Origin of the sequence: Sporosarcina sp. YIM B06819 (assembly GCF_033485175.1) — a bacterium.
Classification (GTDB): domain Bacteria; phylum Bacillota; class Bacilli; order Bacillales_A; family Planococcaceae; genus Sporosarcina.
Map to the genome: position 1 here is coordinate 20602 of NZ_JAWLIQ010000023.1, position 14014 is coordinate 34615.

The following is a 14014-nucleotide window of genomic DNA, read 5'->3' on the forward strand; positions in this document are numbered from 1 at the left end:
CTATCCCCTGTATCTATTATTAACTTTCATTTTAGCACTAATCTCTAGTAAATAGGTATCTGAACCACAAAAACACCACAACCTTAATGGCCGTGGCGACTTACCGTTATAAACCTACTATCTCCTGAATCTCCGTACCATCTAGCGTCTCTTTTTTCATTAACAGATCCACTAACTGATCAAATTCAGCAGCGTATTGTTGAATCAAGCTTTCTGTCTGATGAAGTGCCTTGTCAAAAATCGCTTGCATCTTCAGTTCTTTTTGACCTTCATTAAACGTTAGGGTAAAGCCGTCTTGCAACAAGCCTGTATCAACCATTCTTCCAATGATTTCCTTGGCTTGCTGGACATCGCCACCAACGCCGATACTATGCTCGCCAAGGTACATACGCTCTGCAACTCCACCGGCCAAAATCATACTCACTTGGTTGAGCAATTCGCTATACGTCGATAAATGAAGCTCTTTTTGAAATGGGGCAACATAACCAAGCGCTTGTCCACGCGGAATAATCGTCGCTTTTCGCACTGAACCTGGCTTCGTAATCGCCGCAATAAGCGCATGACCCGTTTCATGAATCGCTACCCTGCGCTTTGTCTCTTGATCATTCAACGTGCGTGAAGTGCTACCCAAAATCGTACGGTCAATGGCAAAGTCTAAATCATTCTTATCAATTTGTTGGCGTCCATCACGCATCGCCCTTCTACTCGCCGTTTCAAACAGCGAACTCAACTCAGCACCCGAAAAACCTGCAGTACTGTCAGCCAAGCCATCCAAGGAAGCGGCAACGTTATCCGCTAGCAGCTTGCCTTTCGTATGAATATCAATAATCTCTCTTCTGCCCGTCGTATCTGGCAATGGAACTTGGAAAGAGTAATCGATTCGTCCTGGGCGCAGGAAAGCCTCGTCAAGCATATCCTTACGGTTCGTCGCCGCAATAAATAACACACCGTCGTTATTATTGCCTCCATCTAACTGGACAAGTAATTCCGTTAGCGTTTTTTCCGTTTCTTCCCCACCATGTGTTTTTCGTTTTCCTGCAAGTGCATCGACTTCATCAATAAAAATAACAGCCGGTTTGTGCTTTCGTGCGTTTTCAAACAGCGTGCGTACACGGGAAGCACCCACACCCACAAATAACTCAGTAAAAGCTGCACCGCTTGATGAATAAAAAGTCGCACCAATTTCACGGGCAATCGCTTGTGCCAGCAAGGTTTTCCCTGTACCAGGCGGCCCGTATAATAGAAGACCTTTCGGTGGTGTGATGCCTAACTGCGCCGATTGTTTCGGATTTTTTATGATCGATAAAGTTTGGTGAATTTCCTCTTTCATTTCAACGGGAAGTCCACCGATATCTTGTAGCGTAATGTCTGGTAAAGGTGTTGCTTTGGATGCACTGTTTTTCATCGCAGAAGCGCCAATGCCAATTTTTCCTTTTTTGTGCAGGACGAACAATGTGACAAGTGATACTATGAGTAATCCACCAATCAGTAAACCGTCGAATTGATTTTGATTGGCATATTGGTAGTTTAGATTATATTTTTCAACTAATTGTTCCACTAACTGACTTTGCGGACGAACTTGTGTGACGTACAGCGCGTCTGTTGTTTGTAAGTATAGTGAACCACTAGATGTTTCTTTCAAAGAGATTTGACCTTGTGCAGCCTGAATTGTTTTTTCCAGTTCAGCAAATGAAATGGCCGTCCCTTTATTCGAATTAAAGGCGTACCAACCAATACATGCTGTTATTCCTACGACTAAGAGGACTAGAGTGACAATCTTTGTTGCTAACTTCAAGCCTTCTCAACTCCTTCTAGGGGATACGTCTAGTATAAATGACAAACCAACTATTTTGGTAGGCGAATTAAAGGAATCCACGCCATAAATACCCAGTGAAGGCTAATTAAATTTCAGAAGATCCCTATACCGTACCGGAACTCGGCTACCTATTTTGTAAACTGGACTACCCTGGGGCGAAACTCGACTACCTATTCCTCTCCATATCAAAAGGCCCTGAATAAGATTCAGGGCCACGATTCACCATGTTTTCAAAAATTGCGTTGTGCGATTACGCCCTATTTCCATCAGCGTTTCTTTTCCCTGTTCATCAAGATCAAATTCAGTTGCACTGAAGCCATCTACTGGGATGAAAATAATATCCTTTTCATGTTTGCGAGAAATATATCTTTCATCATGGGCATTTTTCATCGTTGAAAATAAGGCTTCGAATAATTGCAAGGCATTGTTGATTGGATAGCCTGACTGTTTTTCCTGACTACGGGTAAGCTGCAAGCCTAGAACTGGGCGCTCTTTTTTGTCGAATAGCCACAACGGAAAATTGCTTAACACGCCGCCATCAACGACAATCGTATCCCCTGATCCTACTCTCAATTTGACAGGTTCAAAGAAAAAGGGAATTCCACAACTCATGCGTAATGCGCGCGCGATTGGAAAATTATTAGCTACGATACCATAATCGGCTAAATCATCAGGAAGAACGAGCATTTTTCCATTTGTTAAATCCGAGGCAATAAGTTTCAAAGATCCAGGTACAACGTCTGCAAATGTATAGACATCCTTCGCAGCCAGTTTTTCTAAAAACCAATTTTCCAACGCTTTCCCTTGATATAAACCCAGTCGCCAATACAAGCCGAGCCACTTCATAAACGGAAATGGTAGAATTGTTCGACGCGGATCCAGCAAGGAAGTCATATCCAATTCTTCTAACATTTCTTCAATTTCCTTAGCCGTGTAGCCGGCAGCTATAAAGCAGGCAATGATCGCACCCGCACTCGTTCCCGCTACACGCCGAAAACGGTATCCTTGTTCTTCCAATACCTGATAGGCCCCGACTAACGCAAATCCTTTCAAACCTCCCCCTGAAAACACCCCATCTATTAACATAGTTAAACCTCTCCCTTTTCTTGGTGTTGTTACACTGTAAGAATAGAAAGAGGAAAGTAGAACTAAAACATAGTGGGTCTATCGCTGTTTAAAACGTTGACCCCATTCTATCAGTTCCGATGCTATCATCGGTTTTGCAAAGTAATAGCCTTGAATAATCGGTTGCTTGCATGTTGATGCCAAAAACTGTGATTGCTCCTCTGTTTCGACTCCTTCAAAGACTATCGACAAATCCAATGAACTACCGAGTGCAATGATGGCTTGTATAATCGATGAATCCTTTGCAGATGCCGGTACTTCATCGACAAAAGACTTGTCAATTTTTAACGTTGAAATCGGGATTCGTTTTAAATAAGATAGCGATGATACACCTGTTCCAAAGTCATCCAATGCGACAGAGAAGCCTTCTTGACGGAATACACCAACGGCACGTATCGCCTCTTCAATCGTTTTCACAAAACTCGTTTCCGTTATTTCAAGCTCTAATTGCTGTGGCTCAAGTTTATAATCTGCGACTGCTCGCTTTAACACTTTCAATAGCCGGGATGAAGTAATATACTGTCCTGGAATATTAATGGCTACTTGTCCAACAGTTTGCCCTTCATTGCCCCATTCCGCAAGCTGGCGGCAAGTTCGCTCAATGATCCAATCCGTCACATCCAACATGCGATTATTTTGTTCTAAAATAGGGATAAATACAGCAGGTGACAGCATGCCATAGACGGGATGTTGCCAGCGCAGTAAGGTTTCAACACCCATCACTTCATAGGTTTTTCCATTTACTTTTGGCTGGTAAACAAGATACAGCTCATCCTCCATCATTGCGCGTTCTATATCACTGGCAATTTCCCGTTCAAATGTATATGTATGGATGGCAGGATCATAAAGAATAATATCAAATTTGTATTGTAGCGATGGTGAGTTTAAGACAGCAAGCACATTTGAATAGATATTTGATGTTTCGTTTTGTTGGCTAGCCGGCAACCAAGCGCAGACAGCCGGGAGAATAATTTCCTTATCCTGACTCACAAACGGCTGACGCAGTGTTTGTGCAATCTTTTCCATTGCTGTATGAAAAGAAACTTCATGCTCCGCTCCTTTTGCTAAAAAAGCAAAACGATTCCCTTCGATCCTAAATAGGTCAGCTTGTACTGGTTTTGAACCATTCATTAATTCCGCGATATGTTGTAGCACTTCATCCCCGAAATGGTAGCCATTCTCTCGATTGACTTTTTCCATGTCATGGAGATGCCAAATCGCCAACGTTTGCCGACCCGCTACATTTGTTAGTTGTTTTTCAAACTGACGCCGATTTGGTAATCCCGTCAACGTATCGTAATAATTGGTGCGAAATTTCACATAACGATCCACTAAAGTGGATAATAGCAAGACGCTAAGCAATATTGCCATCCCAACTGTCACACTAATAATGAGAAATGATAGTTTCACCTCATGAGCAGTCGTTGAAGTATAAGCATGATCGGGAGAAACATAAAAAGAAATCGCCATCATACCTGTGTAATGCATACTCGACACAGCTAGCCCCATAATAATCGCAGTCATCAGTTTAATAAAACGATTTTCCATGTAACGCTGTAATGCTGAAAATATGAATAATGCGACAAAAGAAACGATGATGGCGATAATGACGGACGCTATGAACAGCCAGCTATCATAAACAAAAATCGCATCCATTTTCATAGCGGCCATTCCAACATAATGCATCACCGAAATACCGAGCCCCATCACAACTCCAGCAACTAGATAGAGCCAAAATACTTTATGTGGTCGATTGGCTATGTAAAAGGCAAGAAATGATGCTATCATTGCCGGTAAAATTGAAGCTATTGTTAAAAAACGATCATAATGCATTCCAATGGGTAAAGAAAAGGCACTCATGCCTACAAAATGCATTGACCATATACCAAAGCCCATCGCAATAGACGCAAGAACAAGCCAAAATTTTTGATGAAAAAAGCTATTTTTTTGTGCACGCTCATTCATTGCTAATGCTGTATAAGATGCAACGCAGGCTATCAAAATAGAAAGTCCAATAATCGGAAAAAAGTACTCGCCTTGCAACTCTATCAAATCCTCTGATGGTGGTTTAAAAAACATATCAACACCCCTTTCATTAAATAATTCCAATTTATAACTATACCATTTTTTTCATTCATCGGGTAGTCTAAAGCCTTAATCTTCAAGTTCATTGTACCTAAAGAGAATATAATAGCCGCCGGGTAATATTGGCACTTTATTTAATAAAGAAACTTTAGACTCAAACATTCGTCTATATTAAGGTATACTTTTTTAGATTACATGTAATGGAGGATTATAATGAAACGAGCACATAAAAAGAAACGTAAAAAATGGCCCTGGATTATTGCGATTTTGGGTCTTGTGATAGGCGGTTTAGCATTAACTGTCTATTTAGATGTAACGTCAACATTAAAGGGCATGTATAAACCAATCGATCGTGAACTATCCGATAAACGAGAGGAAAGCATCATGTTCGGTAAAAAGGACCCATTTTCCGTCCTTGTATTAGGCGTTGATGAGCGCGAAGGTGATAAAGGACGATCGGATACTATGATTGTTATGACAGTCAATCCAACTTTAAAATCAACGAAAATGGTCAGCATTCCGCGAGATACGTATACTGAAATTATCGGGCACGGCACGCAGGATAAACTTAATCACGCATTCGCTTTTGGCGGGATTCAGATGTCACTAGATTCGGTTGAAAATTTACTAGATATGCCCATCGATTATGTTGCGGAAGTGAATATGGAAGGTTTTCAAGATGTAGTGGATGCAGTCGGCGGGATAACCGTTACGAATACAATGGATTTCACACAGGACTCTTTTCATTTCCCAGCTGGTGAAATTAAATTGACTGGCAAAGAAGCATTATCCTATGTGCGAATGCGCAAAGGGGATCCAAGCGGTGACTGGGGTCGCCAAGATCGACAACGCCAAGTCATTCAAGGCGTTTTACAGGAAGGCAAATCAATTACGAATTTACTCAATTACCGCAGTGTCTTCAACGCAATCGGCGACAACATCAAAACCAATATGACATTCGATGAAATGGTAGACGTTCAAAAAAAATACCGAGATGCGGCCGATCAAGTTGAACAACTGCATTTTGAAAAAGGGACAGGCAAGCGTATGAATGGCGGTGTTTGGTATTACCTGATGGATGAAGTGGAATTACAGGAAGTAGCAGGTACGCTGAAACAGCATTTGGAGTTGTAATGAAATGGATTGAACCGCGGGAGTGTCATTCCCGCGTTTTTTTATTATTATGGATGAGATTTTGGGAGTTACCAGCAAGTTCGTGTAGTTACTGGCGACTTTACACACGCACTTGCCCATTCCCGCGAATCATAAACTTACTCGTCGTCAATGCTTTTAATCCCATCGGCCCTCTGGCATGCAATTTCTGTGTGCTGATGCCAATCTCTGCGCCATAGCCGAATTCAAAGCCGTCTGTAAATCGAGTAGAGGCATTATGGTAGACCGCGGCTGCATCGACACGAGTCAAAAAGAGAGCCGCGTGCTGCTCTTCTTGAGTAATAATGGCTTCCGAATGCTGCGTTCCGTATCGATTGATATGCGCAATGGCTTCATCAAGATCCCCTACAAGCTTGACGCTAACGGTTAACCCAAGGTATTCCGTGGACCAATCCGATTCGGATGCCTCCTGCACGCCAGGACACATGCGAACGACGATTTCATCTCCAAAAATCTCCACATCACTGCGCTGAAGATTTTCAATCAGCCCTTTACCATATTGCCCAAACCACTTTTCATGGATCAAAATCGTTTCAATGGCATTGCAAACAGACGGCCGTTGAATTTTCGCGTTTAAGGCGATCTCTTCAGCCATTTCCCGGTCCGCCGTTTCATCGATAAATAGATGACAATTCCCCGCTCCTGTTTGAATGACAGGAACCGTCGCCTCGCGAATCACTGTATCAATCAGCGTTTTACCGCCCCGTGGGATGAGAACATCTAAATAATCATTTAATCGAAATAGCTCCTTTGCAGTTTCCCTGCTCGTATCTTCAATGAACTGAATCGAATCTTTCGGGATAGCACTCTTGTCAAGCGCCGTATGAATCGATTTTACCAACACGCTATTCGAATATTTTGCAGAAGAACTTCCCCGCAAAATAACAGCATTGCCCGTTTTGATAGCTAACGTTGCCGCGTCAATTGTCACATTTGGCCGCGCTTCATAAATCATGCCAATCACGCCAAGTGGCACACGCCTCACTTCAATATGCAAACCATTTTCCTTGCCAATCGTTTCCAACGTTTCCCCGATTGGATCCGCTAAGTCAATTAGCAACCTAATCGCGTGCGCCATATCCTGCATGCGTTTGTCCGTCAACATAATGCGGTCAAGCACAGCATCCGTCAGCCCATTTGCTCGCCCTTCCTCCAAATCCTTGTGATTTTCTGCAAGAATCATCGATTGATCAAGCAGTAATTGTTCAGCAATCAGGGCCAATGCCTCATTTTTTTGCTCCGTGGTCACATTGACCAATGAATAACTCGCTTGCTTTGCCAATTGCCCTTTTGTGGTTACCTCACTCATTTAATTTCCCCCTCATATAATCAATTACGCCTTGGCGTAATTGCGTCCGAATTTTGAATTGCGCTCCCGTGCCCACAGGAAGTGGCTATGCAACCATTGCCGCAGGACGCGGCGAACTTAGGTTGCCTTCCCGCTCCCTACAAAATTTGTGACATCCGCCGGCCGACTAAAGGCGCCACGTCCTGTGGCGACGTCGGCACTAGTACATCCTGTACGTCGGAGGCCCAACTATAACTTGAATCAGAAGGAACTTTCGCTGATTCAAGTTATAGTTGCACCCAACGATCCCGATGAATCACTTCCGATGTCGATGACAGCTTTTCCTTATGTCTTTTTTCAAGCGTGCCGTCCAGTTCATCTGATGAATAACTGACTTCGCCCCTGCCCAACAAACCATTTGCCCCAAACACTTCCACGACGTCCCCTTTATCAAAAGTCCCCGACATTTTTACCACGCCAGCTGGCAATAAACTTTTCCCATTATATAAAATCGCTTCTTCCGCACCTTGATCGACATATAATTTACCCGTCGATTCGGAATGCAAGACAATCCATTGCCTACTTGTGTTGATTTTTGTACAATCAGGATTGGCAATATACGTGCCGTCCCCCGCCCCCTCTAAAATTTCAAGCAACTTATCCGAACCTTTTCCGGTGCCAATAAAGACCGAGACCCCAAGCGAGTGAGCTGTTTTGGCCGCCAATAACTTTGACTTCATACCACCTGTTCCGACTTTTGACCCCGTATCTTCCGCACCAGCCAAAAGGCTATCGGTGATTTCTTCCAAATAATCAAAACGATTCGCCGCAGGATTACTATGCGGATTGGCATCATATAGCCCATTAATATCTGTCAAAATAATAAGCCGATCCGCATGAAGAAAGCCGCTTACAAGCGCAGACAGCATATCATTATCCCCAAAGGTCAATTCATCAACAGAGACGGTATCATTTTCGTTGATAATCGGTAAAACACCCCGTTCCAGCAGCTCCGTCAGCGTCGCAAATGCATTTCTGTATCGTTCACGGTTGGAAAAATCACTTCGTGTCAATAAAATTTGCGCAGGAACGATGCGATGCTTACTAAATTTTTCAAGATAAGATTGTATTAATAAACCTTGCCCGACTGCCGCCGCCGCTTGTTTGCCTTTAATGGTAAGCGGTCTTGAAGGGTAGCCTAATCCTGTAAACCCCGCCGCCACTGCACCAGATGAGACAACGATGACTTCATGACCCGCTGTGCGAAGAGCTGCAAGTGCCTCAACATGATCGTCGAACTTCTCCTGATCAATTTCTCCCTTATCATTCGTCAAAGAACTGCTCCCGATTTTAACTACAATTCGTTGTTTTTTCATGTCAATATCCCCCTATGTCTAAACAATCAAATACGCTGTAGGCTTTAATATGAATAACTCTCCACAAAATCAAATAAAAAAAGCCCAATCATCCTCATATTAAGGACGAAAGAACTTTGCTTCCGCGGTACCACCAAAATTGGATGCGTTTGGACGCATCCCGCTTTCCTCATAACGCTGAGGTTCGCGCCTATATTTTACATAGGACTCCAAAGGCAGGTTCTGTGGTTTGTTTGTGACGAAGTCTCCCAGCTACTAAACTTCGCTCTCTGGCACAACAAGTTCACACATACTATTCCTTCATCGCCGTTCGTTTTTCAATATTTTAAGTAATCATACAATATAAAAAGTAATTGTCAAGTGAAAAAAGACACCTTATCACTTCAAATAAGATGTCTTCTTTATTTCCACTACTAGAAAGTGACTATTTTAGTAACCCAATCTCTTGCCACTCTCAGCCATTTTATGAGCTAGACGAATCGTTGTGACAGCCAATTCCGCATAGGACACTTGTTGAACCGGATTAAACTTATTGTCATCCGCCTTTAGCACTCCTAGTGAATTTGCCAAAGCGACGTAACCGCTATACTCCTTGCTTACCTTATCAGCATCTGCAAAGTTCAGTTTATAAATACTTCCGTCTTTAGCGGCTTGCTCAAGTCCTAGGACGCGTATATACAAAGCAGCTAGTTCTTCTCTTGTGATTGGACTATCCACATCCAAGCTTTGATTGACTGGGTATATAATGCCCGATTCCACTGCACGTTCAACTACTTGATAATACGGGTGCTTAGTGTCGATATTTGTAAAAGTTTGTTTCGTGTTTTCTTCAGCATAGTAATACCTGCCTGCATAGAAATAACTAAGTGAATTCATGATTACTTTTAGTGCTTCGCCTTTTGAAACAGGGGCATCGCCGTTAAATTTTTCACTATCTTTAACGTCTAAAATGTTAGTTTGAATCAGATAATTTAGTTCTTCTTGTGCCCATGGATGTGAGATGACGGTTGAATTTTTTCTATTCCACATGCTGTGCCATTCACCCGTACTAGCGTCTAAGAAACTAAATGCCTGTTCATTAAATTCAGGTATATAGACAAGATCATAATGATGTTTGTCTGCGTCTTGCACTGGCTTCGTATACGTCAGTTTTAGATTAAGTGCATCTTTCAAGATCACTTTGGCAGCCTCTTTCGAAATCACTTTATCAGGCGCTGGCCATTCTTCTACCTCTTGATAATTGACATATAGGCTGTTCAATGAACCATCGGCAGTTATACCAACCGTAATGTCATCCCCCATCACAGCAATACCATTGACAACTCTCGGGAACGAAATACTATACATACCACGATTCTTATCAAAATAAGGCTCTGTTATCGGCATTGCATAGTTGTGCAAGTAAGAAGGAACCCATTCCTTTAAATAAGAAAGTGCTTTAGTGACTGCTGCCTGCTGTGAAATAGCATCTTCCTTTTTAGTTTTTTCATCAAGTTGACCAAGCATTTCGCTTGATATATCACTGTATTGTGTAATCTCACCTGTTGCTTTATTGATTTCCAAACCTGTTCCCGTTCCACCATTTGCATAATGATACATATAGTGAATACGAATAATAGCCTGTCCGTCTTCTCTTTCCGTTTCTTCAATTGACTCAATACTGAGCTTCACTTTATCCGATTTGCTTGCAAGAAGATTTTGAGCTATTTTCTTAGCTTCTTCCAAAGTAACACCTTTACGTTTTGCCGGTAACGGACTAGCTGCAATCAGTTCTGTTTTTGTAGCCTTCGGAAAGTCTGCCGAGTAGCCGTTTGCAGTTAACCACTTACCAGAAGTTGCGTGAATACCTTGTAAACCAAGAGTTGGTTGATAGACAAGTTGAACAGTACGCTCGCTCGTTTGATAATCAAACCCAATTTGGTAGTGCAAATTAGCAGTAAGATTGTCTTCAAATTTTGCTACTAAGTCATTTTTTTCTTTGAGTCGTTGTTTATCCTCAAAAGTGGATTTACTCGTTTTCGTAGAATTGCGGTAAAAACTAACGATTTCTCCATTGCCAAGAACAGATACTTCTATTGTTTGATCGGCAATTGGTACTTGTTTTTCCATTCGTGCGAAAGAAAATGAGTAACGAATGGGTTCTGATAGAAGTTGTGGAAAGTAAAAGTCGAAAGGATTGGACTGTAATTGATAGTCTTTGCCATCAGAAAATTGCTTCACAAAATCAGCCGCTATTTTCTGGGCCCCGTCTTTAGAAACCTTTGCAGGAAATAGAGCATCTTTCTCATTGAGCGGTTGGTAATGAAAATTGTCAATGTCTAAATTTTCTCCAACAAATCCTACACTCGCATACAATTGCTTGCCGTTCACTGTTTTAAAGGCCGATAATTCATGACGCACTGTGTCATCTCCGTCTTCGGGATAAAAGTGACCATTACTCATATGAAAATCACTGGCTGTTAAGAAGTCAAACTGATTAGGAAACAATTCCTTAAACTTCTTGATTAAATCATTTTTTGTGACGACTAGCTCTGTGGAAGCAACTTCGATTCGTACTTTTTCTGGTTGTTCACCCACTGTGCTTGAAGCATTGGCAACAGAAGAAAACATGCCCAAAGATAACACTGAAGAGCTTACTAGAACACCCATTTTCTTTAAACTCACCCCAAAAACCTCCCTAAATTAACATCATTTTAATTATACAGCATTTTCTACCATTTTCAAACAAATGTATTGGTAGACAATCCTATCTATCCTATGTTTATCCAAATAAGAATAGTCCTATTTTATTTGCATGAGCCCTTAAAATACATTTTATCCACCGTAAACTGATCCATAGCCCCAAAATCTGGTTCGTAGCCAATGCCATACGCAGTTGGTACTGTAATATAGCCATCCTCCACCACTACTTCCGGTGTTATAATATCTTGTTTCCAGTAATGAGATGATCCCGCTGTATCACCTGGTAGAATGAAGTTTGGTAGTGTTGTCAGTGCGATATTATGCGCACGTCCAATCCCCGCCTCCAGCATGCCTCCACACCAAACGGGAATACCTTGTTCCATGCAGTAATCATGAATTTTCTTCGCTTCTGTCAAACCACCAACACGCCCAATTTTCACATTAATAATTTTGGTACTCCCCAGTTCAATCGCTTTTCGTGCATCTTCTAAGGACAAAATGCTTTCATCTAAACAAATGGGCGTTGTTAACTGCCTTTGTAACACCGCATGGTCAATAATATCGTCATAAGCAAGTGGCTGCTCAATCATCATCAAATCGAATGCGTCTAGCTGTTTGAGCAGTTCCACGTCCTCGAGCGTATACGCCGAGTTGGCATCTGCCATGAGCGGCACGTCTGGGAAGTGTTTGCGTAGCTCACGGATGACTTCGATATCATGGCCTGGTTTGATTTTCACCTTGATGCGTTTATAGCCTTTGTCAATAAATCCACGAACCGTCGTTACCAAGTCCGCATGATTGTCATGGATACCAATACTGATGCCCACTTCAATTCGCTCTTGCTCGCCACCTAGTGCTTGTGCCAATGTCAGCTTGTTGCGCTTGGCGTAGAGATCCCAAATCGCGCCTTCCACAGCTGCCTTCGCCATATTATTTCTACGAATGGGAGCGAATAACGTGCTTACTTCATCGGGATGCTCGATTTCTATGCCTATCACTAAGGGGATTAAAAAATCCTTGATCATATGTAGATTAGTTTCAAGCGTTTCTTCTGTGTACCATGGCGCGCGAAATGCGACAGACTCTCCCCAACCTGTATTACCAAACTCATCTGTCACCTCAAGCACAAGGAAATCCTTTTCCTGAAGTGTTCCAAAACTTGTCGAGAATGGTGTTTTCATCATCATTTTCATTTTACGGATTGATATTTCTTTAATAATCATCGGAATTCTCCTTTTTGGCTAGTCATTCCATCTTCTCTCTTCTATTGTTAAGTTTCAACCGTTTAGAATCAGACATAATAAAAGACACCCCGTCCATTGCGACAAGGTGCCTGTTCTTTCCTCTATGCTCTTGCCAACATCCGTTCCAATGCCGCAACAGCATCTTTAGCCGTCTCTTTATCGACCTGAACGATATTGACTGTTTCTCCATTGACAATACTGTCCAAACTCCAAAGTAGGTGCGCTAAGTCAATTCGATTCATCGTTAAACAAGGACACATACTTGGATTCAGTGACATGATCTGTTTGTCGGGATGGTTTTGAATGAGTCGGTTGACAAGGTTCATCTCTGTCCCTATCGCCCACTTACTACCAGGCTCCGCTCCCTCTATTGCATCAATGATATATTTCGTCGAACCGTTATCATCCGCAAGTGCAACGACCTCATGCGCACACTCTGGATGAACGATAATTCGTCTATCTGGCTCATTTTGTCGGAAATCATTGATATTTTTGACGGTAAAGTTTTCATGAACAGAGCAATGCCCTTTCCACAAAATCACTTTGATATCTTCAACGTTACCCTCATATTCTAGCTTGTCGTCAATCGGATTCCATATCGCCATTTGCTCAAGAGGGACACCAATCTTATACGCTGTATTTCTCCCCAAATGCTGGTCTGGCAAAAATAAAATTCGCTCTTTTTGTGTGAACGCCCATTTCACCATCGACTCTGCGTTTGAAGAAGTGACACTTGCACCGCCATTTTTACCGACAAACGCTTTAATAGCAGCAGTCGAATTGACATAGGTCAGCGGTACAATCGATTCACCAAATAGCTCCGTCAGTGCTTGCCACGCACGGTCCGTTTGAAAAATATTAGCCATATCCGCCATCGAACAACCTGCACGCATATCAGGTAAATAGACTTTCTGATGATCATTCGTCAAAATATCAGCCGTTTCCGCCATGAAATGTACACCGCAAAATACGATATGCTCCGCCTGTTCATTCGCCGCACAAAGCTGTGCGAGTTGCAGAGAGTCCCCTGATGCATCCGCAAATTGAATGACTTCATCTTTTTGGTAATGATGCCCAGGGATGAACAGCTTATTCCCAAGCTGTTGTTTAATCGCCACAATACGTTGTTCCATTTGCTCACGCGTAAGTTCCCGGTAGCTTTCTGGTAGTGTTCCACTTTTTTGTTCTTCGAAGTATTGCAAAATAGACATAGCGATTCCTCCAA

The 14014-nt window shown here is 42.3% G+C and carries 9 protein-coding genes; 1 reads left to right on the top strand and 8 read right to left on the bottom strand.

All coding sequences use genetic code 11. The features are described from left to right. Positions 1-106: 106 nt before the first annotated feature. The 3 genes from R2B72_RS14645 to R2B72_RS14655 all read right to left on the bottom strand — a co-directional run bounded on the left by R2B72_RS14645 (position 107) and on the right by R2B72_RS14655 (position 5020). Entirely contained in the window at positions 107-1795 is a 1689-nt protein-coding gene (locus R2B72_RS14645) for an AAA family ATPase (protein WP_318617410.1), read from the bottom strand. Positions 1796-2035: 240 nt separating this feature from the next. Continuing rightward, complete coding sequence (locus R2B72_RS14650; RefSeq protein ID WP_318617411.1) at positions 2036-2902, bottom strand: patatin-like phospholipase family protein; 867 nt, start codon at positions 2900-2902, stop codon at positions 2036-2038. A 78-nt stretch (positions 2903-2980) separates the two neighbouring features. Continuing rightward, complete coding sequence (locus tag R2B72_RS14655; protein WP_318617412.1) at positions 2981-5020, bottom strand: EAL domain-containing protein; 2040 nt, start codon at positions 5018-5020, stop codon at positions 2981-2983. Positions 5021-5239: 219 nt separating this feature from the next. Between R2B72_RS14655 and R2B72_RS14660 the strand changes: the two genes are divergently transcribed. Next, positions 5240-6160, top strand: coding sequence for an LCP family protein (locus tag R2B72_RS14660; protein ID WP_318617413.1), 921 nt, complete (start codon positions 5240-5242; stop codon positions 6158-6160). A gap of 100 nt (positions 6161-6260) precedes the next feature. On the opposite strand, the gene R2B72_RS14665 is transcribed toward R2B72_RS14660, so the two are convergent. The 5 genes from R2B72_RS14665 to nadA form a co-directional block, all read right to left on the bottom strand. Beyond that, entirely contained in the window at positions 6261-7508 is a 1248-nt protein-coding gene (locus tag R2B72_RS14665; RefSeq protein ID WP_318617414.1) for a glutamate-5-semialdehyde dehydrogenase, read from the bottom strand. Between the two features lie 266 nt (positions 7509-7774). Further along, positions 7775-8863 carry a glutamate 5-kinase gene (gene proB, locus R2B72_RS14670; protein WP_318617416.1) on the bottom strand — a complete coding sequence of 363 codons (1089 nt, stop codon included), beginning with the start codon at positions 8861-8863 and terminating at the stop codon, positions 7775-7777. A gap of 429 nt (positions 8864-9292) precedes the next feature. After that, complete coding sequence (locus R2B72_RS14675; RefSeq protein ID WP_318617417.1) at positions 9293-11527, bottom strand: S-layer homology domain-containing protein; 2235 nt, start codon at positions 11525-11527, stop codon at positions 9293-9295. Positions 11528-11649: 122 nt separating this feature from the next. Further along, positions 11650-12768 carry an o-succinylbenzoate synthase gene (gene menC, locus R2B72_RS14680; protein WP_318617418.1) on the bottom strand — a complete coding sequence of 373 codons (1119 nt, stop codon included), beginning with the start codon at positions 12766-12768 and terminating at the stop codon, positions 11650-11652. A gap of 122 nt (positions 12769-12890) precedes the next feature. Beyond that, a complete protein-coding gene (gene nadA / locus R2B72_RS14685) occupies positions 12891-14000 on the bottom strand; it encodes a quinolinate synthase NadA (protein WP_318617419.1) in 1110 nt (369 codons plus the stop codon). Positions 14001-14014 lie beyond the last annotated feature (14 nt).